Origin of the sequence: Streptomyces uncialis, assembly GCF_036250755.1 — a bacterium.
In the GTDB taxonomy this organism is placed as follows: Bacteria; Actinomycetota; Actinomycetes; order Streptomycetales; family Streptomycetaceae; genus Streptomyces; species Streptomyces uncialis.
The window spans coordinates 2,780,475-2,799,651 of sequence record NZ_CP109583.1 but is presented as its reverse complement, the minus strand read 5'-3'; the positions used below and the strand labels follow the sequence as shown (position 1 = coordinate 2,799,651).

At 69.4% G+C, this 19,177-nt stretch carries 22 protein-coding genes and 1 pseudogene; 20 read left to right on the top strand and 3 right to left on the bottom strand.

What is annotated here, in order from left to right:
• Positions 1 to 58: 58 nt before the first annotated feature.
• From ffh to OG711_RS11255, 18 genes and pseudogenes are all read left to right on the top strand, one after another.
• On the top strand, positions 59 to 1,594 hold the full coding sequence (gene ffh, locus OG711_RS11340; protein ID WP_073793315.1) for a signal recognition particle protein: 1,536 nt from the start codon (positions 59 to 61) through the stop codon (positions 1,592 to 1,594).
• Positions 1,595 to 1,934: 340 nt separating this feature from the next.
• The gene (locus OG711_RS11335) at positions 1,935 to 2,126 is read left to right on the top strand and encodes a hypothetical protein (protein WP_329559187.1); all 192 of its coding nucleotides are present in this window, start codon (positions 1,935 to 1,937) and stop codon (positions 2,124 to 2,126) included.
• Positions 2,127 to 2,468: 342 nt separating this feature from the next.
• The gene (locus OG711_RS11330) at positions 2,469 to 3,065 is read left to right on the top strand and encodes a hypothetical protein (RefSeq protein ID WP_073793316.1); all 597 of its coding nucleotides are present in this window, start codon (positions 2,469 to 2,471) and stop codon (positions 3,063 to 3,065) included.
• Between the two features lie 472 nt (positions 3,066 to 3,537).
• The gene (gene rpsP, locus OG711_RS11325) at positions 3,538 to 3,966 is read left to right on the top strand and encodes a 30S ribosomal protein S16 (protein ID WP_073793317.1); all 429 of its coding nucleotides are present in this window, start codon (positions 3,538 to 3,540) and stop codon (positions 3,964 to 3,966) included.
• A 4-nt stretch (positions 3,967 to 3,970) separates the two neighbouring features.
• Positions 3,971 to 4,207 (top strand): RNA-binding protein, encoded by a 237-nt coding sequence (locus OG711_RS11320; RefSeq protein WP_040247777.1) that lies wholly within the window; start codon positions 3,971 to 3,973, stop codon positions 4,205 to 4,207.
• Positions 4,208 to 4,366: 159 nt separating this feature from the next.
• The gene (gene rimM, locus OG711_RS11315) at positions 4,367 to 4,975 is read left to right on the top strand and encodes a ribosome maturation factor RimM (RefSeq protein WP_073793318.1); all 609 of its coding nucleotides are present in this window, start codon (positions 4,367 to 4,369) and stop codon (positions 4,973 to 4,975) included.
• On the top strand, positions 4,972 to 5,793 hold the full coding sequence (gene trmD / locus OG711_RS11310; RefSeq protein WP_266507757.1) for a tRNA (guanosine(37)-N1)-methyltransferase TrmD: 822 nt from the start codon (positions 4,972 to 4,974) through the stop codon (positions 5,791 to 5,793). Before rimM ends, trmD begins: the two co-directional genes overlap by 4 nt.
• 135 nt (positions 5,794 to 5,928) lie before the next feature.
• Entirely contained in the window at positions 5,929 to 6,279 is a 351-nt protein-coding gene (rplS, locus tag OG711_RS11305) for a 50S ribosomal protein L19 (RefSeq protein WP_073793320.1), read from the top strand.
• A 246-nt stretch (positions 6,280 to 6,525) separates the two neighbouring features.
• Complete coding sequence (gene lepB / locus OG711_RS11300) at positions 6,526 to 7,266, top strand: signal peptidase I (RefSeq protein WP_329559186.1); 741 nt, start codon at positions 6,526 to 6,528, stop codon at positions 7,264 to 7,266.
• Positions 7,259 to 8,329, top strand: a complete 1,071-nt coding sequence (gene lepB, locus OG711_RS11295; protein ID WP_329559185.1) for a signal peptidase I — start codon at positions 7,259 to 7,261, stop codon at positions 8,327 to 8,329. The genes lepB (OG711_RS11300) and lepB (OG711_RS11295) overlap by 8 nt, the downstream gene beginning before the upstream one ends.
• On the top strand, positions 8,226 to 9,215 hold the full coding sequence (lepB, locus tag OG711_RS11290) for a signal peptidase I (RefSeq protein ID WP_266507752.1): 990 nt from the start codon (positions 8,226 to 8,228) through the stop codon (positions 9,213 to 9,215). The genes lepB (OG711_RS11295) and lepB (OG711_RS11290) overlap by 104 nt, the downstream gene beginning before the upstream one ends.
• Before the next feature lie 190 nt (positions 9,216 to 9,405).
• Positions 9,406 to 10,101: a signal peptidase I gene (lepB, locus tag OG711_RS11285; protein WP_329563744.1), complete on the top strand. Its 696-nt coding sequence runs from the start codon at positions 9,406 to 9,408 to the stop codon at positions 10,099 to 10,101.
• Positions 10,098 to 10,589, top strand: coding sequence for an NUDIX hydrolase (locus OG711_RS11280; RefSeq protein ID WP_329559184.1), 492 nt, complete (start codon positions 10,098 to 10,100; stop codon positions 10,587 to 10,589). Before lepB (OG711_RS11285) ends, OG711_RS11280 begins: the two co-directional genes overlap by 4 nt.
• Before the next feature lie 54 nt (positions 10,590 to 10,643).
• On the top strand, positions 10,644 to 10,952 hold the full coding sequence (locus OG711_RS11275; protein WP_073793326.1) for a DUF2469 domain-containing protein: 309 nt from the start codon (positions 10,644 to 10,646) through the stop codon (positions 10,950 to 10,952).
• 311 nt (positions 10,953 to 11,263) lie between these two features.
• Positions 11,264 to 11,626, top strand: a complete 363-nt coding sequence (locus OG711_RS11270; RefSeq protein WP_073793327.1) for a YraN family protein — start codon at positions 11,264 to 11,266, stop codon at positions 11,624 to 11,626.
• Positions 11,626 to 11,787 (top strand): annotated as a pseudogene (locus OG711_RS11265) (magnesium chelatase domain-containing protein); the annotation flags it as partial. The gene OG711_RS11270 and the pseudogene OG711_RS11265, both read left to right, overlap by 1 nt.
• A 122-nt stretch (positions 11,788 to 11,909) precedes the next feature.
• Positions 11,910 to 12,509, top strand: a complete 600-nt coding sequence (locus OG711_RS11260; protein WP_405673201.1) for a DUF6932 family protein — start codon at positions 11,910 to 11,912, stop codon at positions 12,507 to 12,509.
• A complete protein-coding gene (locus OG711_RS11255; protein ID WP_329559181.1) occupies positions 12,506 to 13,465 on the top strand; it encodes a hypothetical protein in 960 nt (319 codons plus the stop codon). The genes OG711_RS11260 and OG711_RS11255 overlap by 4 nt, the downstream gene beginning before the upstream one ends.
• Positions 13,466 to 13,547: 82 nt before the next feature.
• On the opposite strand, the gene OG711_RS11250 is transcribed toward OG711_RS11255, so the two are convergent.
• Together OG711_RS11250 and OG711_RS11245 are read right to left on the bottom strand one after the other, a co-directional pair.
• Positions 13,548 to 13,964 carry a hypothetical protein gene (locus OG711_RS11250; RefSeq protein ID WP_329559180.1) on the bottom strand — a complete coding sequence of 139 codons (417 nt, stop codon included), beginning with the start codon at positions 13,962 to 13,964 and terminating at the stop codon, positions 13,548 to 13,550.
• A complete protein-coding gene (locus OG711_RS11245; protein ID WP_329559179.1) occupies positions 13,961 to 16,162 on the bottom strand; it encodes an integrase in 2,202 nt (733 codons plus the stop codon). The genes OG711_RS11250 and OG711_RS11245 overlap by 4 nt, the downstream gene beginning before the upstream one ends.
• Before the next feature lie 479 nt (positions 16,163 to 16,641).
• Here OG711_RS11245 and istA point away from each other — a divergent pair, with 479 nt between their 5' ends.
• Both istA and istB read left to right on the top strand, forming a co-directional pair.
• Positions 16,642 to 17,991: an IS21 family transposase gene (gene istA, locus OG711_RS11240; protein ID WP_456341293.1), complete on the top strand. Its 1,350-nt coding sequence runs from the start codon at positions 16,642 to 16,644 to the stop codon at positions 17,989 to 17,991.
• On the top strand, positions 17,988 to 18,758 hold the full coding sequence (istB, locus tag OG711_RS11235) for an IS21-like element helper ATPase IstB (protein ID WP_266506654.1): 771 nt from the start codon (positions 17,988 to 17,990) through the stop codon (positions 18,756 to 18,758). Before istA ends, istB begins: the two co-directional genes overlap by 4 nt.
• Before the next feature lie 33 nt (positions 18,759 to 18,791).
• On the opposite strand, the gene OG711_RS11230 is transcribed toward istB, so the two are convergent.
• Positions 18,792 to 19,166: a hypothetical protein gene (locus OG711_RS11230; protein ID WP_329558867.1), complete on the bottom strand. Its 375-nt coding sequence runs from the start codon at positions 19,164 to 19,166 to the stop codon at positions 18,792 to 18,794.
• Between the last annotated feature and the right edge of the window lie 11 nt (positions 19,167 to 19,177).

The following is a 19,177-nucleotide window of genomic DNA, read 5'->3' as shown; positions in this document are numbered from 1 at the left end:
CCGATTACCCTGGGGGACGACCTGCCCGCCCCCTTCGACCCGAGGATTCGCGACCGCCGTGTTCGACACTCTCCAGGATCGCCTCGCAGCGACATTCAAGAACCTCCGCGGCAAGGGTCGCCTGAGCGAGGCGGACATCGACGCCACCGCGCGGGAGATCCGGATCGCGCTGCTCGAAGCGGATGTGGCGCTGCCCGTCGTGCGCGCCTTCATCAAGCAGGTGAAGGAACGGGCGGCCGGCGCCGAGGTGTCGCAGGCCCTCAACCCGGCCCAGCAGGTCATCAAGATCGTCAACGAGGAGCTCGTCGGCATCCTCGGCGGCGAGACCCGCCGGCTGCGGTTCGCCAAGACCGCGCCGACCGTGATCATGCTCGCCGGTCTCCAGGGCGCCGGTAAGACCACCCTCGCCGGAAAGCTCGGCAAGTGGCTGAAGGGCCAGGGCCACTCACCGCTGCTCGTCGCCTGCGACCTCCAGCGCCCCAACGCCGTCAACCAGCTCAGCGTCGTCGCCGAGCGCGCCGGGGTCGGCGTCTACGCCCCCGAGCCCGGCAACGGCGTGGGCGACCCGGTCCAGGTCGCGAAGGACTCCCTGGAGCACGCGCGGGCCAAGCAGTACGACATCGTCATCGTCGACACCGCCGGCCGGCTCGGTATCGACCAGGAGCTGATGCGGCAGGCCGCCGACATCCGTGACGCGGTCTCCCCGGACGAGATCCTGTTCGTCGTCGACGCGATGATCGGCCAGGACGCGGTCAACACCGCCGAGGCCTTCCGCGACGGCGTCGGCTTCGACGGGGTCGTCCTGTCCAAGCTCGACGGCGACGCCCGCGGTGGTGCCGCGCTGTCGGTCGCGCATGTCACCGGCCGCCAGATCATGTTCGCCTCCAACGGCGAGAAGCTGGACGACTTCGACGCGTTCCACCCGGACCGGATGGCCTCGCGCATCCTGGGCATGGGTGACGTCCTCACGCTGATCGAGAAGGCCGAGCAGACCTTCTCCCAGGCGGAGGCCGAGGAGATGGCCTCCAAGCTGGCGTCCAGCAAGGGCAAGGACTTCACGCTGGACGACTTCCTCGCCCAGATGGAACAGGTCCGCAAGATGGGCTCCATCAGCAAGCTGCTCGGCATGCTGCCGGGGATGGGGCAGATCAAGGACCAGATCAACAACCTGGACGAGCGGGACGTCGACCGCACCGCCGCGATCATCAAGTCGATGACCCCGGTCGAGCGCCAGGACCCCACGATCATCAACGGCTCGCGCCGGGCCCGTATCGCCAAGGGCTCCGGGGTCGAGGTCAGCGCCGTCAAGAACCTGGTGGAGCGGTTCTTCGAGGCACGCAAGATGATGTCCCGGATGGCCCAGGGCGGCGGCATGCCCGGGATGCCGGGCATCCCCGGGATGGGCGGCGGCCCCGGCCGTCAGAAGAAGAAGGTCAAGGCCGCGAAGGGCAAGCAGCGTTCCGGCAACCCGATGAAGCGCAAGCAGCAGGAGCAGGACGAGGCCGCGCGGCGGGAGCAGGGCGGCGCGCCCGGCCTGCCCCAGGCCCCGCAGAACTTCGAACTGCCCGACGAGTTCAAGAAGTTCATGGGCTGACACCGGCCCGTCCGGCACCGGGGCGCGTGGCCGGCGCAGGTGACACGGCCGCGCGCCCCGTACCGCCGGGAGGTCCCGGCCCCGCCCCGCCGGGCGGCGCCGACTCCCTTCGCGTGAGCGGCAGTTGGACCGGCCCCCGCCGCCACGCCCGGCGCGGGGGACCCTTCCGGCTCCTCGCGTCCGGCCCCGTACGATGCCCGTTATGGCAAAGGCATCCGTTCCCACGCCCCGGGCCGATGACTTCCCCCGCCGCGGCCGGAACCTCGCCGACCGGACCGGCACGCCGGTCCGCCGTGTCCGTGGCGGGAAAGAACCCGTCGCACCGGACACGCTGTCCGCGGTGACAGCCGATACCCTGGCCGGGGACCAGGCGCTCCCGCTCGACCAGGCACCAGAGCGCCCGACCTCCCGTACCCCGGACGTGACCAGCGTCGCCGGGGCCGTGGAGGCCGTCACCGCAGGCAGCCGGGCCCGAATCCCCTGGGCCGCCCCCGGTGCCGACGGCGGGAGAGAGCCTGCCGGACACGGGTGACCGTCCGCTGTCCGGTCGCCGAGGACGGCTTGGTACCCCTGGCCGACGACGGCCCCGGGTGACATCGCCGTCCTGGCCCGAGCCCGCTGAACACCCCGGTCCGGCCCCACCGGACCGCCGCACACACCCTCCCCCCACTTCGCGCCGTACCGCGCGCGGCGTTCCGCCGTGGTCGCGAGCGGGGTGCATCTCCGGAGATATCCGCAGATCAGCGCACCCGCCCGCGTCCCTGTGCATCAGCTATGGAACAGCCGCAGAACAACGGAAACTGACGGGTACGTGCAAATTATTTGGGATGCCCCGGAATAGGAACACAGAGGCACTCCGGCTCGTTGTCACGACGTGAGCACGACACCACCAGTTCTCGCCGCAGAGCTGGCAGCCGCGTGGGCCGATATTCAGCGGTACCACCCCGAGCTGCCAGATCTCGCCGCGCCCGAATCCCTGATCGGGGAGTCGTCGTCCGCCTGCGGGCACGCACTCTCCTTCGAACGACTCCTCCATGAGGCAGTCCACGGCATCGCCGCCGCGAGAGGTGTCCGGGACACCTCTCGCGCCGGCCGTTATCACAACCGCAGGTTCCTCGCGATCGCCGAGGAGCTGGGCCTCGACCATCCGGAGGAACCGCACCCGAGCAGCGGCTTCTCCCTGGTCACCCTGAACACCGACGCCAAGAAGCGCTACCGCTCGACCATCGACCGCCTCCAGCGCGCCCTCAAGGCGCACACGGCGGCCACCGAGTCCGACAACATCGCCCGTACCTTCCGCGGACCGGCCGCGCGGCACGGCTCCTCCGGGGGCGGTGTCCGCGTCAAGGCGGTCTGCGACTGCGGGCGCAACGTCCGCGTGGTTCCCTCGGTCCTCGCGCAGGCGCCGATCGTCTGCGGGGGATGCGGCAAACCGTTCCGCATCCCCGAACCCGTCGCCGTGGCCAGTTAGCGGCACGGCGGAATGAGGACGGACACCCGTCGGCACCCGCCGCGGCGATGACCGTCCGGAGCGCCCGGGTGCCGGAAGCGACGTGGGGACGTCGCGGACGACCACCGGGGGCGCGCCGACCCGACGCTGGGGGCGCCGGGGCTCGACCAGGGGGCCACATCAGAATTCAGCGCGCGGCGCGGACGGATCGCACGGAGCGACCGGCCCGCGCCCCGCGGTCACCGCGGCCGGCCGCACAGGGCGGCGGGCCGCGACCCGGCAGCGCGGCATCCGCCGCCGCGGGCAGGTGGGGGCGTCCGGACACCGTTCGGAGGCCCCCTTCTCGTATGGCACAATGACTAGCTGTACTCGACGGCCGCACAGGACCCCTCTCTCCTCCGGCTGACGCGTCCATCGGGCAACTCGGGTACCGCAACCCCACGCGGCAATCCCGCCCGTGCCCACCTCGTCAAGACCAGGAGACACCACTCCCGTGGCAGTCAAGATCAAGCTGAAGCGTCTGGGCAAGATCCGTTCGCCTCACTACCGCATCGTCGTCGCCGACTCCCGTACCCGCCGTGACGGCAGGGCCATCGAGGAGATCGGCCTGTACCACCCGGTGCAGAACCCCTCGCGCATGGAGGTCGACGCGGACCGCGTGGCCTACTGGCTGGGTGTCGGCGCCCAGCCGACCGAGCCCGTGCTCGCGATCCTCAAGAAGACCGGCGACTGGCAGAAGTACAAGGGCGAGCCCGCCCCGGCTCCGCTGCTCGTCGCCGCCGAGAAGGCCGCGCGCCCCTCCTTCGAAGCCCTCGGTGGCGACGTAGAGGGCAAGGGCGAGGCCATCACGCAGAAGAAGAAGGCTGACAAGGCTGAGAAGAAGGACGAGGCCGCGGCCGAGTCTGAGTCGACCGAGGGCTGACGAGATGCTTGAGGAGGCTCTTGAGCACCTCGTGAAGGGCATCGTCGACAATCCGGACGACGTGCAGGTCGCGTCTCGCAACCTGCGCCGCGGGCGTGTGCTGGAGGTCCGGGTCCACCCCGACGACCTCGGCAAGGTGATCGGCCGCAACGGCCGCACCGCGCGTGCGCTGCGGACCGTCGTGGGCGCCATCGGCGGCCGCGGCATCCGCGTCGACCTGGTCGACGTCGACCAGGTCTGATCCGCCCGGCTGCGAGGCCCGGCCCGCCCAGGGCCGGGGCGAAGCCGCCGGTGCGGTTCCCCGTAGTGACGGCTGAAGTACTGGGGCCGGGGATGGCGTGAGCCGCCCCCGGCCCTTGTACTTTTCCCCCGTACCGTCCTCTCACCAGGAGCAACACACGTGCAGCTCGTAGTCGCGCGGATCGGCCGCGCCCACGGGATCAAGGGTGAGGTCACCGTCGAGGTCCGCACCGACGAGCCGGAGAAGCGGCTCGGACCCGGTGCCGTCCTCGCCACCGAACCGTCCTCCGTGGGCCCCCTCACCATCGAGACCGGCCGGGTCCACAGCGGCCGGCTGCTGCTGCGGTTCGCCGGGGTGCGTGACCGCGGCGGGGCCGAGGCCCTGCGCAACACCCTCCTCATCGCGGACGTGGACCCCGAGGAGCGTCCCGAGGAACCGGACGAGTACTACGACCACCAGCTCATCGACCTCGACGTGGTCACCGTCGACGGCACGGAGATCGGCCGGATCACCGAGGTCTCGCATCTGCCGTCGCAGGATCTGTTCGTGGTGGAGCGCCCCGACGGCGACGAGGTGCTGGTCCCGTTCGTCGAGGAGATCGTCGTCGAGATCGACCTGGACGAGCAGCGCGCGGTCATCGACCCGCCGCCCGGTCTGATCGACGACCGCGCGGAGGTCGCGTCGGCCCGCGACGCCGAGGCGGAGGCCGAGCAGACCGCCGCGTCCGCCGACGGTGACGACAGCGCCCCGGAGGACGCCGGCCGATGAGGATCGACGTCGTCACGATCTTCCCCGAGTACCTCGAACCGCTGAACGTGTCCCTGGTCGGCAAGGCCCGTGCCCGTGGACAGCTCGATGTGCGCGTCCACGATCTGCGGCACTGGACGCACGACCGCCACCACACGGTCGACGACACCCCGTACGGCGGCGGTCCGGGCATGGTCATGAAGACCGACCCGTGGGGCGAGGCCCTCGACGACGCCGTCGCCGACGGTTACGAGTCCGGTGCCCACGGCCCCGTCCTCGTCGTCCCCACCCCCAGCGGACGGCCCTTCACCCAGGAACTCGCCGTCGAACTCTCCCAGCGGCCCTGGCTGATCTTCACGCCCGCCCGCTACGAGGGCATCGACCGGCGCGTCATGGACGAGTACGCGACCCGGATGCCGGTGTACGAGGTCTCCATCGGCGACTATGTGCTGGCGGGCGGGGAAGCCGCCGTCCTTGTCGTCACCGAGGCCGTGGCCCGGCTGCTGCCCGGGGTGCTCGGCAACGCCGAGTCCCACCGCGACGACTCCTTCGCGCCCGGCGCCATGGCCGACCTCCTCGAAGGCCCCGTCTACACCAAGCCCCCCGAGTGGCGGGGCCGGGGCATCCCCGAGGTGCTGGTCAGCGGCCATCACGGCCGGATCGCCCGCTGGCGACGCGACGAGGCCCTGCGGCGCACCAGCCGCCACCGCCCCGACCTCATCGAGCGCACCGACCCCGCCGCCTTCGACAAGAAGGACCGCGAGACCCTCTCGCTGCTGGGCTGGGCCCCTGGCCCCGACGGCCGATTTGGGCGGACCCCGTACGCCGTGGAAGAATAGGCCGCTGTTGTGCGTCGCCCGGCGTGCGCCCCTGCCATGGGGGGACACGACGCCCGCCCCGGTGAGCACCGCATCCTCCATACCTCCCGCTAGTACCGCTGATGACCTGTGGCATCGGCGAGGAAGCAGACGATCATGACCCACCTGCTCGACGTCGTCGACAACGCGTCGCTGCGTACCGACCTCCCGTCGTTCCGCCCGGGTGACACCGTCAACGTCCACGTGCGTGTCATCGAGGGCAACCGCTCCCGTGTGCAGCAGTTCAAGGGTGTCGTCATCCGTCGCCAGGGCTCGGGCGTCCGTGAGACCTTCACGGTCCGCAAGGTCTCCTTCTCCGTAGGCGTCGAGCGCACCTTCCCGGTGCACACCCCGATCGTCGAGAAGATCGAGCTCGTCAGCCGCGGTGACGTGCGCCGCGCGAAGCTCTACTACCTGCGCGACCTCCGCGGCAAGGCCGCGAAGATCAAGGAGAAGCGCGACAACTGAGCCCACCGCGCCACCGTCCGCCCCGGCCACCGCACCCCTGGTGCCACGGCCGGTCCGGGTGGTGTGCGTCACGGCTCGACTCGCACGCGATGGCCCCTCGGTGCCGGATAGCATCAGGCACCGATGGACACCGCAGCACAGCACTCGGAACGCGACCGCCCCGCATGTTCCGCCGACCCCGGGCAGCCCCCGGAGCCGGCGGACCCGCGGGCGCGGTCGCGTTCTGTTTGCGATGAGCCGGAGGCGATGTCCGAGCCGGAGCCGGAGCCGACGCCCGAGCCGGAGCCCGGGTCGGGGCCCGCACCGGGACCGGGGTCCGTACCGCAGCCGGGGTCCGCACCGGAACCGGAACCGGACGCCCATCCCCGTTCCCGTTCCCGCTCCGCGCTCGCCGAGTGGCTGCCCGGTGGCCGGATCACCCTCACCACGCTGCTCTGTCTGCTCTTCCTCCTGCTGCTGAGCAACTTCGTGCTCAAGCCCTTCGAGATCCCCAGCACCTCCATGGAACCCGGACTGCGGGTGGGGGACCGGGTCCTCGTCAACAAGCTGGCGTACCGTCTGGGGGCGGAGCCGCGGCGCGGCGATGTCGTCGTGTTCGACGGCACCGGCTACTTCGGTGCCGCGGACTACATCAAGCGCGTGGTCGGCACGGAAGGGGACCGGGTGGTCTGCTGCGACCGGCAGGGGAGGATCGAGGTGAACGGCGAAGCCGTCGACGAGGACTATCTGCCCGCCGGTGAGGCCCCTTCCCACGTGCCCTTCGACGTGGTCGTGCCCCCTGGCCGGCTCTTCCTGCTCGGTGACCACCGCTCCGGCTCCCGGGACTCCCGGGACCACCTCGGCTCTCCCGGCGGCGGCATGATCCCCGTGGACGCGGTCGTCGGCCGCGCCGAGTGGATCGCCTGGCCCTTCGACCGGCTGACCGGTATCGACCGGCCCGGGACCTTCGGCCGGGTCCCCGCCCCCACCGGCGGTGCGCATGGGTAACCGGGGCCGGCCCCGCTCCGAGGCCGGTGTCGACACCCGGCTGCCGACCGGGACCCGGCCCACCTCAGGCCCGCCGCGCCCCGGCCGGGCCGAACGCCGCAAACTCGCCCGCAAGGTGAAACGGCGCCGCCGCCGCTCGACGCTCAGGGAGATACCGCTGCTGATCGGGGTCGCCGCCCTGATCGCCCTGGTGCTGAAGACCTTCCTGGTGCAGGCGTTCGTGATCCCGTCCGGCTCCATGGAACAGACCATCCAGATCGGTGACCGGGTCCTGGTGGACAAGCTGACCCCGTGGTTCGGCGGCAAGCCGGAGCGCGGGGACGTCGTGGTGTTCAAGGACCCCGGCGGCTGGCTGGGTGACGAGAAGCCCGAACCGGACGACGACCCGGTGGGCGTCAAACAGCTCAAGCAGGGCCTCACCTTCGTCGGACTGCTGCCCTCCGACGACGAACAGGACCTGATCAAGCGGGTCGTCGCGGTCGGCGGCGACACCGTGAAGTGCTGCGACGCGTCCGGCCGGGTCACCGTCAACGGCGTCCCCCTGGAGGAGTCGTACGTCAATCCCGGTGACAAACCCTCCGAACTCGCCTTCGACGTGAAGGTTCCCGAAGGCCGGCTGTGGGTGATGGGGGACCACCGCGCGGATTCCGCGGACTCCCGCTACCACCACGAGAAGGAGTTCGGTGGCACGGTCTCCGAGGACGGTGTCGTCGGCCGCGCCCTGGTGATCGCCTGGCCGCTGAACCGCTGGCAGCGTCTCGAAGAGCGCGACACCTACGCCTCGGTCCCCGACGCCCCGGACGCCCCGGTGTCCACCACAGCTACGTCGCATAGGGTGTCCCCCGCGGATCTCGACGGATTGATCCCCCTCCCGACCCCTGCGGAACTCCCGATCGTTATGGGAGTGGTGGGCCTGCGTCGCGCGTGGGGCAGGCAGCGGTACGGACTGAGGAGTGGATGTGGGGGATTTGGCGCTCGGCGCGCGATCCGGTCACGACGGCCCCGAGGAGCGCCCGGGGCGCCCGGACGGGTTGCCCGACGGCGCGGACGGCACGGGTCCTGAGCCGCGGCGGCAGCGGGACCACGCTGCCGGTCACGGTGACGGCGGGGACACACCAGGGGACGACGAGTCGGCGGGCGGCGGGCAGCCGAAGAAGCCGCGGTCCTTCTGGAAGGAACTGCCGCTGCTCATCGGTATCGCCCTGGTACTGGCCCTGCTGATCAAGACGTTCCTGGTACAGGCGTTCTCGATCCCGTCGGCCTCGATGATGAACACCCTCAAGGAGGGCGACCGGGTCCTGGTGGACAAGCTGACCCCGTGGTTCGGCTCGGAGCCGGAGCGCGGCGAGGTCATCGTCTTCCACGATCCGGCCGGCTGGCTGGAGGGTGAACCCGTCCCGGAGACCAACTTCGTCCAGAAGGGCCTCAGCTGGATCGGTCTGATGCCGTCCGCCGAGGAGAAGGACCTGATCAAGCGGGTCATCGGGGTCGGCGGTGACACCGTCGAGTGCAACGGCACCGGCCCGGTCCGCCTCAACGGCAAGCCCCTCGACGAGCCGTACGTCATGCCGGGCAACACCCCGTGCACCGTCGACAAGAACGGCGGCCAGTTCAAGGTCAAGGTTCCCGACGGCATGCTGTGGGTCATGGGTGACCACCGGCAGGACTCCATGGACTCCCGGTACCACCAGCAGGACAAGAACAAGGGCTTCGTCCCCGTCGACAGTGTCGTCGGCCGTGCCGTGGTCATCGCATGGCCGCCCACCCGCTGGGCCACGCTCCCCGTCCCCGACACCTTCGACCAGCCCGGTCTGAACGCCGCTCTCGGCGCCGCCCCGGGCGTGCTGGGTCTCGCGGGCGCGGTGCCGCTCGTGCTCTGGCGCCGCAAGGCCGTGCTCAAGGTGACCGCGCGCCCCGCGCGGCTGTCCGGGGGCCGTACCGCCGGGTAGGGTGCCGTCCGGACCGCCGGTCCCGGGCGCGCGACCACGCGCCCGGAAGGCGGGCCGCTCCACCGAACACAGGGGGTGTGCGATGAGCGCGACGGACGGTACGGGCGGCTCCGACGCCGGACCGCGGACCGCGAGCGGTCCGGACGTCGGGCCACCGCCCCCCGGGGCTCCACGCGCGCGGCGCGGTGCGATGCTGGCGGGCGCGGTGGTCGCCCTCGGCTGTGTGCTCTTCCTCGGCGGCTTCGTCTGGGGCGCGGTCCTCTACCGCCCCTACACCGTCCCCACCGATTCCATGTCCCCGAACATCGGCGCGGGCGACCGCGTACTGGCCCAGCGGATCGACGGCGACCAGGTGCGCCGCGGTGACGTGGTCGTCTTCGAGCAGGCCGACTGGGGCGATCTGCCGATGGTCAAGCGCGTCGTCGGGGTCGGCGGCGACACGGTGGCCTGCTGCACGGACGGCGCGCTCACCGTCGACGGCCGGCCCGTGGCCGAGCCCTATCTCGCCCCCGGCACCCAGGCGTCCACGAACGGGATCAGCCGCACGGTCGTCCCCGAGGGACGGCTGTTCCTGCTCGGTGACGAACGCCTGGGCTCGCTCGACTCCACGGCCCACCTCCAGGACGCCCAGGGCGGCTCCGTGTCCCGGGACGCCGTGGTCGCCCGGGTCGACGCCGTCGTCTGGCCGATGGACGGCACACTCACCCGCCCCACCGGCTTCGCCGCGCTGCCCGGCGGGATCTCCCGCCCCGGCCCGCTGGCGCCGCTGCTGACCTCGGTGGCCGTCGGCGCGGTACTGATCCTCGGCGGGGCCGCGTACGGTCCGCTGGCCCGGCGGTCGGCCCGGCGCCGTCCGGTGGCGTCCCCGTCGGCGAGCGCCCGATGAGCGCGGCACCGCTGCGCAGGGTGGCGCGGGTCGTCCTCCTCGACCCCGAGGACCGCGTACTGCTGCTGCACGGCCATGAGCCGGACGATCCCGACGACGACTGGTGGTTCACCCCGGGCGGCGGTCTGGAGGGCGACGAGACCCATGAGGAGGCCGCGCTGCGGGAGCTGGCCGAGGAGACCGGGGTCACCGATGTCGAGCTGGGGCCGGTGCTGTGGCGGCGGACCTGCTCCTTCCCGTTCGACGGACGGCGCTGGGACCAGGACGAGTGGTACTACCTCGCGCGCACCGCCCAGACCACGACCGTGGCCGCCGGGCTCACCGAGCTGGAACGGCGCAGCGTCGCCGGAGCACGCTGGTGGACGTGCCGGGAACTCGCCGGGGCGCATGAGACGGTGTACCCGACCAGACTCGCCGAGCTGCTGCGCAGGCTGCTCGACGAAGGCCCCCCGGCCGCTCCCGAGGTCCTGGACACCGAAATCGTCTAGGGGCGTCCCGGCTGCCGCACAATGGGGGGACGCACGGCTGAAGGGGAACATGCCATGAGTGCCGAGGACCTCGAAAAGTACGAGACCGAGATGGAGCTGAAGCTCTACCGGGAGTACCGCGACGTCGTCGGGCTGTTCACCTATGTGATCGAGACCGAGCGGCGCTTCTACCTCACCAACGACTACGAGATGCAGGTGCACTCGGTCCAGGGCGAGGTCTTCTTCGAGGTCACGATGGCCGACGCCTGGGTGTGGGACATGTACCGCCCGGCCCGCTTCGTCAAGCAGGTACGGGTGCTCACGTTCAAGGACGTGAACATCGAGGAGCTGAACAAGAGCGATCTGGAGCTGCCGGGCAGCTGACCGTCCGGAGTTGCCGGAGTTGCCGGGGCGGCTGACCGGCGGCTGACCGGCAGCGGGGGCGGGGGCGACCGGGTCACTCGGGTCACTCGTGTCGGCCGGGTCACTGGGGTCATCGGGGTCGCCGGGCGCGGCGTCATCAGGTCGCGGAGTCGGTCCGCTCAGTCGGTCCGTCGGGTCGGTCCGCGGGGTCGGTCGTGGGGACGGGCTTCACTCGATCGAGTGAGACGGTTTTCCACCTTTCCCGAGTTGTCCACCAAGATCCACTTCCGGGCGGCGGTTGCCTCACCGTGGGCGTCGGAGGTGATGCCGACATGAACGCACGAGGCGCGCTCGGCAGGTACGGGGAAGGGCTGGCCGCGCGGCGGCTGACCGAGGCGGGATGGGCGGTCCTCGCCCGCAACTGGCGCTGCGGCAGGGCCGGGGAGATCGACATCGTGGCGAGGGACGGGGACGTCCTGGTCGTCTGCGAGGTCAAGACACGTCGCGCGGGCACCTTCCAGCAGCCGCTGGCCGGGGTGACCCGGGGCAAGACCGAGCGGCTGCGGGAGCTCGCCCAGGCCTGGCTCCAGGAGCACGGCGGAGCACCGCCCGGCGGGGTCCGCATCGATGTGGTCGGCGTGCTCGTGCCCCGGCGTGGCGCCCCCGTGGTCGAGCATGTGCGGGGGGTGGCCTGATGGGATTCGCCCGCACCTGCTCGGTGGCGCTGGTCGGCGTCGAGGGCGTCGTCGTGGAGGTCCAGGCCGATCTGGAGCCCGGTGTCGCCGCCTTCACCCTGGTCGGCCTGCCGGACAAGAGCCTGACGGAGAGCCGGGACAGGGTCCGCGCCGCCGTCGTCTTCCCTGTCAAGTTCTTGTGTTCAGGTCCTGGGTGCTGACTGGTGTGGGAGAACGGTGTGTTGCTGGGTTCGGTTCTGCCCTGAGCCCCTGTGGCAACTCTGGATTTGTGTTTCCCCTCCCAATGCTGATGTTCCTATTTCTGGGCATGGTCTCCCTAGGTAGGGTGGCCGCCCGGGATGGGGGATGTCGGCGCGAGCCGACGCAAGGGGGGACTGTGATACCAGCGCTCACAGAAGATGGTTTGTTGCCGCCTGGTCGTCACGCTGCGACATTGGCCGAGATCGAAGAGCTCTTCGTCGAGCAGGCGCCGCATGCCGAGCATCGCAGACGCATCTTCCGGGCCTTTGAGCTGTATGCCGACATGATCAAGGACGTTCTTGAACGAGGAACGTTCTGGGTGGATGGTGGGTTTTGCTCCCATAAGGCGGCTCCGCCGGAGGACCTGGACTTGGTCGTGCTCATCGACCGCGACCTGCCTCTGACCAATAAGGATCATGAACGACTGATCCCTCTGATCACCCTCCAAGAAGTCCAGGCCCGCCAGCCTGGGGTGTCGGCGAACCGTGTGCAGCCCATGGGCGGCTTGATAGACAGCTTCGCAGTGGTCGCCGGTGTTCCTGAGCTGGAGGAGTATTGGGATGCGACGTGGTCCAGCGTCAAGGGCCCCGATGGGCAGCTCGTCCCGGGGGCGGTTAAGGGATATCTGGAGGTGAGCTGGTGAGTAACGATCTTCGCGACAAGTATGTCCGTGCGCTGCAGGCGACTGAAGGCACCGATCCCCTCTCCCGGCTCGCCAGAGCGAGCCTCCAGGCTTCGGCGGTGAAGTTCAGCGGTCTCGGGCTTCCGCAGACGACTCCCGGACCGGGTTTCAACTTCCGGCTTGCCAACCCTGACGACGGAGGGCTGATCGCCGCTCACGAGGTGGGCGACTTCCTCCAGCGAGTGCAGAAGGCCGTGGCCCGCCTGGCCAAGGCCCGGCGCGTCCGTCGAGCTGACGTTGTCAGGCTGCAGCCGCTGGATCTTGCGGCTGCCCGGCTCGACGTCGCCGCTTCCATGGCCGGTTCGATCATCGTGGACCTTCAGCCCCATGTGCCGGCGGTGGAGGAGGACGAGGACGATCTAGCCCCGGCCGGTGTGTCGTGGGCAGAGATCGGGGCGGTCGAACTGGTCCGGGCCCTGCCCGAAGGGCCGGACGACGAGGCGTCGATGGACTCGTTGTTCAGTGCTTCCCCGGTGATGCGCCGGGCGGTGGCGGATCTGATCTCGGACCTGCCCAACCCGAATCTCGACATCAGTCTGGCTGTCCAGCGCGGGACCGGTGAGCGGATTTCCTCCGTGCTCTCCGCCGGACAGGCTGCAACGCTCCGTGAACGTCTGGGCGTCATCCGTGAAGAACGGGAGATCATCCGGCTGCAGGGGCGCCTCGACGGACTGCGGACCCGCAGGCAGATCTTCTATTTCGAGCCCCCGTCCGGCAACGAGATCCACGGATTCGTGGACGATTCCCTGGTCAGCGTGGTGAAAGAGCACTTGGACCAGGAAGTCGAAGTCGCACTTGAGAGCTTCGTCCTCCGCTCTGCCGCAGGGAAGCGGAGCCAGCGGCGCTATCGGCTGATCGAGGTTGCCGGGCAGCAGTCCCAGCTCCCGCCCAGCAGCGAACTCGACGAAGACGAGTAGCCAGCCAGCGACAAACGGGCTGGACGCTTTGGGGCCCGGCGAAGCCGGGCCCCAAAGCCATGGTCCTAGGGTGACCTGGACTCTATCGGCGTCGCGGCCGCAAAGGGGTGACGTTGCCGCCCTCGGGCGGGTTCGGCTGCTGGGCATCGACGATTTGGGTCAGGACAGCGCCGGCGAGAGTGAGCCGGGTGACCTGCTGGCGAAGTTTCTCGATCTCGGCCCTCTGGTCTTTGACAGTCTGCCGGAGCCGGACGACGGTCTCCCTGAGGTTCCTCTCTGACTCGGGGACCTGGGCGGTCTCGGTCCGGACGCGTTCGTAGAAGACTGTTTTCAGGTCCGCATGCCGCTTCATCAGGGCCATGCGGTGGACGCCGGCCTCTGTGGCGAGGGCCTTGACGGTCAGGCTTCCGTCCGAGGTCGTTGGCGACCCGGTCAGAAGCCGGTCCATCGCCTCACGGATCCGGGTTCGCTCGTCATCGTTCGGGGGCTGTGCGGTCATGCGATGGCCTTTGCGGGTTGGGCGGTGGCGTCGTGGTTGTCGGCCGTTTCGCGGAGCCGGTCGGCGTTCTTGGTCAGCCTGCGGGCGACGGGGTTGGCGGACGCGGTGGCGAGCTGGTCGATCTCGTCCGCGCGCTCCCGCAGAAGGCGGGCGTAGGTGTCGGTGCGGACCGCGTTGCCGCAGCCGGGCCGGCAGTCGTACTGTCTTGGCGCTGTCGCCTCCGGATCGGGCTCGCAGAGCGCGTTGTCCCGTTTGAACGCGCAGATCAGCATCGCGTCCGGGTTGTCATAGAGCACGACACCGTCCCGAGCGAGGAACGCGGCGGCCTTCTTCGCGAACGTGCGGGGAACGATCCTCCCCTTGAACCTGGGTGCCGTCGCGGCGGCGGTCAGGGCCCGGGCGGCGGCCGGGCCGGAGATTTTCTCGCCGGCTGCTACTTGATCCCGGAGCTTCGCCGCGGTGTCGGCCGCCGCGAGAGCGGTCTCGACGTCGAGGACTGAGTGCATGCCTGTGCGGCTGCGGGAGCCGTAGCCGCTGGAGGTCCGGGCATCAAGGACGGTGCGCATATGTCCGTACTGGATCGCGAGCGCGACCAGCCCGCCCGGACGCCGGGCTATATGCCAAGCCAGAGAGCGTCTGAACCTGGACATTCCGATTGCTCCGTGCGGGTCCTTGGGTATTGCCTGGCCGGGCAGGTTCTGGGCCAGGGCCTCGCGGTTCACCCACTCCACGAAGTCCTCGATCCGCTTGTTCAGCGCGGATGGCTTCAGGGCGCCGTAGTAGCCGCGTGGACGCGGGAAATCGTGGTGGGCGGCGCTGAGGAGTAGTTCCCCCTCGGGAACCATCCGTTCCAGCACGCGGATGGCGTTGACCACCGGAGTGATGGCAACCCAGGGAACCTGGCGTGGTTCACCGGCGGAGACGTGGTTGCCGTCCTCGTCCGTGACGTTCTTGTAGTGACGGCCCTGGATCAAGGAATGGTCCGGAGGGTCTTTCTCGTCGGCGTTCGTATCGTGGTCGTTGCGGATGAGGTGGCGGCCGGTGGTGCCGTCGGCGAGGGGCTCGGGGGCGGGACAGCACCCGGACCGCAGCCCTCGCACCTCTTGTGGGCGCATACCAGTCAAATATTGACAAATGATCATCGCTGCGGTGCCCAGATGTCGCATCAGTCGCGCGCTCTCATAGAAGTCCATGAAGTCCCGCCAGGGTTTTCCATTGATCTGCCCGGTGACCGGCACCTCCAGAGGGCAGGGCGCAGGCTGTTGGGCAACGAGGTCTGCGAGGCCGTGCCGGACACGGAACCTGTCGACCTGGTGAGGGCTGGCGCCCGTGACACCGGCGATGTAGGTGCGGGCCAGCGTCTGCCGCCCCTTGTGCCAGACGCTCGGCAGCGGAGAACCCGCCCGGACGAGAGGAAGAAGGAACTCGTCAAGAGCGACCACCCCTTCCGGGCGGGACGGGGTGTCGGCGGCCAGTTGAGACAGCCTCCGGACCTCCGCCCAGGCCGCCAGAATGTCATCGGCGAAGTCGTCGACGAACCTGAGCGCCCAGACGAGCAGCGGGCCGAGGACCTGCGGGTCCAGCGGCTCGGTCGAGTTCTCCCCTCCACCGCCGCTGGCGGCCGGGAGGTAGTCGTCGACTCCCTCGATATCCCAGGGCGGCCGGGTTATGCCCGAGGGGAGACCGGCGAGCTGGTCGAACGCCCACAGGTTTGTCAGCCAGGTCAGGTGTTTTTGGGCTGTTTCCCGGCTTATGTCTTCGGAAGCCCGGGAGCGGGCGTAGGTCCGCCAGTCGTCTTCGGTGCAGTCAGCAAGGCTGTTCTTGTGGTGCTCGTTCAGTTGTCGGGCCAGTGCCATCCACTGCCGGCATGTCTCCAGCATTTCCGGGGGTGACACCCGTGCCCGTGCTCTGACTCCCCGGGTGCGGAGATAGCTCGGCCGGAGCCGACCGTTGATCATGGTCCAGGTGGCCAGCTTCATCTGCTCCCGCAGGGGCTCCGGGCAGTTCTTCCAGTGGATCTTCAAGAGGCTGGTGCCGGGGTTGTCGATGAGCGGGGCCAGAGACCAGACGGGATCGCGGTATCGAGAGTTCGGGTGGGTGTTGCCGGAACTGATCCACTGCGGCAGCACCACGGCGGTGTCCGGTCCGGGCATGGGCAATATGTACGGATCGCTCTCGGCGGCGGCAATGACGGTCATGAGCCCAGCTCGTTTTTCAGCAGGAGTGCGACGAGCAAACGGTCGTCTTCCGAGGTCCGGGCCAGGGCGGCGTTCCAGGCCGGGGCACCAACCTTGCCGCGCAGGTCTTCCAGCCGCAGCAGAGGGTCGCGCCACTGTTTGCTCCAGGAGCCGTCCTCCAGGACTGACCGGAGGCTCCCGAGCTGTTTGTGCAGGTGGGCGAGCCGCGGGTGGTGACCGGGGTGGACGTGTGCGTTCGGGCAGCCCAGGCAGAGCAGGAAGTCGGCGCCGCAGCCACCGTCCGGCGCAGGTGTCGGCGTACACGTGAACGTCCCCAGCCTCGTACGGATGAAAGGGGACAGTTGCTGATGCGGTGAGACCTGCTGCTCGGCACTCTGCTGCTTGGTCGATACGGGCGGCGGAGGGGGCTGGCAGTGGTCTTGGATCCGCAGCGTTGGCTGGAGCTTCGGCGCTTTCGTGGCCTGTTGGAGTCCGGGGCGATGAGCTTGTCGGAGATCTCCAGGGAGACCGGGCTGGACCGCAAGACGGTCCGCAAGTACCTCTCGGCACCGGGGCCGGCGACGCCTCCGAGCCGGTCGCCGAGCGGTCGGCGGGTGAGGGTGATCGACGAGTTCGGGCCGCTGATCGACTCGATGCTCAGGGCCGAAGTCCTGATGAAGGCCGCGGTCATCCACGAGCGGCTGGCCCAGGAGTACGGCTTCACCGGCAACTATCAGCGAGTCAAGCTCTACGTCCAGACGGCCCGGCCCAGAATTGCTGAGGAACTGGGGATCACGCCCAAGGAACTGGCAGGGATGCACCGCCGGTTCGAGGTGATCCCCGGCGCCCAGGCCCAGGTCGACTGGGGCGATGAGGGCAAGATCCTCGCCCACATGGGGATCGCGAAGGTCTACTCCTTCCACATGACGCTCTCGTACTCGCGAGACCCGTTCTGCTGCTTCACCACCAGCCAGGACCTGCAGACGTTCTTCGACTGCCACCGCCGCGCATTCGCCCACTTCGGCGGTGCCCCGATGACGATCGTCTACGACCGGACCAAGACCGTCGTCAGACGGCACGTCGCTCCTGGTGAGGCGGTCCCGCTGCATCCCGAAGCTGTCGGCTTCGCCGGCCACTACGACTTCGACATCGACGTCCTGGCCGCCTACCGGCCGCAGGGCAAGGGCCGGGTCGAGCGACAAGTACTGATCGTCCGCGACCACGTTCTGTCGGGCAGGTCGTTCTCCTCTCTCGAGGAGATGGACGCCGCGTTCACCGCCTGGGTGCCCCTGCGGCGGGGCCAGATCCACAAGACCCACCGGGAGGTCATCGCGGAACGGGCGGCCCGCGATCACGCGGCTCTCAAACCGCTGCCGCCGACCCCCTATCTGGTGGCCGAGCGGCAGCTGCGGCACGTCGGCAAGGACTGCCTGGTCGCCTTCGACGGCAACCTCTACTCCGTGCCGGCCCGCCGAGTCCGCGCTCGCCAGCTGGTCGAGATCCGGGCCACGAAATCCCAGGTCATGCTGCATGCAACCCTCGCCGACGCCCACGGCAGCACGCTCCTGGCCGCACATCCCCGGGCCATCGGCCGCGGTGCCCGTGTCGTCGACGAGACGCACTGGGACGGCCTGCCCACCGGCAAGAACCGCCGGACCGCCACCGGCGACGTCCCGGTTCAGCCTCGCCCCGAACGGCCGCGGGGCGAGGAGACCGGCCCGTTGCAGGCCCTGCTGAACCGGGCCGCGGCCACCCGGATCGAGGTCGGGCGCCGACCATTGTCGGTCTATGACGAGCTGACCGGCACCCGTCCCTTCACCACCCATCGAGCGACGAAGGAATCGTCTTGAGCGAGCTGACCGGCAACCGCATCCGCACCACGGCCAGCAAGCTCGGCCTGCCCCACCTCGCGGAAACCATCAACGAGTTCACCCGCCGGGCGGACGAGGCGAAGATGGGCTACCTCGACTTCCTCGACCTGGTCCTCTCCGAAGAACTGGCCGTCCGCGACGACCGCCGCTTCCGCCAGGGCCTGCGGCTCTCCCGGCTACCGCACCACAAGACGCTCGATGAATACGACTTCTCGTTCCAGCCCGATCTCGACCCGCGCAAGGTCAAGGACCTGGCCACGCTGTCGTTCGTCGAGGCGAAGGCGAACGCAGCTCTCCTGGGTCCGCCGGGGGTAGGCAAGACACATATTGCTGTCGCTCTGGCTGTCGCGGCCTGCCGGGCCGGCTACTCGGTCTACTTCACAAGCCTCGACGACATGGTCCGCAACCTCAAAGCCGCGGAAGCCGCAGGGCGTCTGGCCAATAAGCTGGGCACCTACCTGCGGCCGGGTGTTCTCGTGGTCGACGAGGTGGGCTACGAGATCCTCGAGCGCGGAGAGGCGAACCTGGTCTTCCAGGTCATCTCAAAGCGGTATGAAAAGGGCTCGATCATCCTGACCTCGAACAAGACCTTCAGCGAATGGGGACAGGTGTTCGGCGACGAAGTCCTCGCCACTGCCATCCTCGACCGGCTCCTGCATCACTGCGACGTGATCTCCATCAACGGCCCCAGCTACCGGCTCAAGAACCGGCTCAAGGCCATCGAGCGGGACACGGACGTAGCCTAATAGGCCACTTCACAGAAGTGGCCGGGGGCTTGGTCAGTCGTCTTCGAGTCGCTGGAAGATCGCAGTGAACTCGTCGTTCTCGATCAGTCCGGCGATCACCTGGGTCATGCTGTCGATGCCGGGATCCCTGACGATCAGGCCGTCCGAGACCCAGAAGTAGCGGCCGCCGAGAGCCTCGCCGCTTCCAGCCCAGGTCTGCATCAAGCGTTCGACCTCTGCGACCGTGAAGACGGTCGCGCTCCACCGGGATCCGTCCTTGAGGTCCACGAAGACGTCGACGTTGCACACCGAGTCCAGGTTCTCGCCTGAGCTAGGCAGGAACGATGCCTCGAAGGCGTCCGTGCGAACCCGGTACCACGGCTCGTCCCAGCCTCGTTCGACCGATCCGGGCGATGCGCTACGACTCATCATGCGAGTGT

What these genes read in the sequence shown, in the direction of transcription:
- OG711_RS11320 (WP_040247777.1), top strand. Translation starts at nt 3,971, where the DNA reads ATGCTTGAGGAGGCTCTTGAGCACCTCGTGAAGGGCATCGTCGACAAT.
- lepB (WP_329559185.1), top strand. Translation starts at nt 7,259, where the DNA reads ATGGGTAACCGGGGCCGGCCCCGCTCCGAGGCCGGTGTCGACACCCGG.
- lepB (WP_329563744.1), top strand. Translation starts at nt 9,406, where the DNA reads ATGCTGGCGGGCGCGGTGGTCGCCCTCGGCTGTGTGCTCTTCCTCGGC.
- OG711_RS11275 (WP_073793326.1), top strand. Translation starts at nt 10,644, where the DNA reads ATGAGTGCCGAGGACCTCGAAAAGTACGAGACCGAGATGGAGCTGAAG.
- OG711_RS11250 (WP_329559180.1), bottom strand. Translation starts at nt 13,964, where the DNA reads ATGACCGCACAGCCCCCGAACGATGACGAGCGAACCCGGATCCGTGAG.
- OG711_RS11270 (WP_073793327.1), top strand. Translation starts at nt 11,264, where the DNA reads ATGAACGCACGAGGCGCGCTCGGCAGGTACGGGGAAGGGCTGGCCGCG.
- OG711_RS11280 (WP_329559184.1), top strand. Translation starts at nt 10,098, where the DNA reads ATGAGCGCGGCACCGCTGCGCAGGGTGGCGCGGGTCGTCCTCCTCGAC.
- OG711_RS11230 (WP_329558867.1), bottom strand. Translation starts at nt 19,166, where the DNA reads ATGAGTCGTAGCGCATCGCCCGGATCGGTCGAACGAGGCTGGGACGAG.
- rplS (WP_073793320.1), top strand. Translation starts at nt 5,929, where the DNA reads ATGACCCACCTGCTCGACGTCGTCGACAACGCGTCGCTGCGTACCGAC.
- OG711_RS11260 (WP_405673201.1), top strand. Translation starts at nt 11,910, where the DNA reads ATGCTGATGTTCCTATTTCTGGGCATGGTCTCCCTAGGTAGGGTGGCC.
- lepB (WP_329559186.1), top strand. Translation starts at nt 6,526, where the DNA reads ATGTCCGAGCCGGAGCCGGAGCCGACGCCCGAGCCGGAGCCCGGGTCG.
- istA (WP_456341293.1), top strand. Translation starts at nt 16,642, where the DNA reads ATGAGCTTGTCGGAGATCTCCAGGGAGACCGGGCTGGACCGCAAGACG.
- OG711_RS11245 (WP_329559179.1), bottom strand. Translation starts at nt 16,162, where the DNA reads ATGACCGTCATTGCCGCCGCCGAGAGCGATCCGTACATATTGCCCATG.
- trmD (WP_266507757.1), top strand. Translation starts at nt 4,972, where the DNA reads ATGAGGATCGACGTCGTCACGATCTTCCCCGAGTACCTCGAACCGCTG.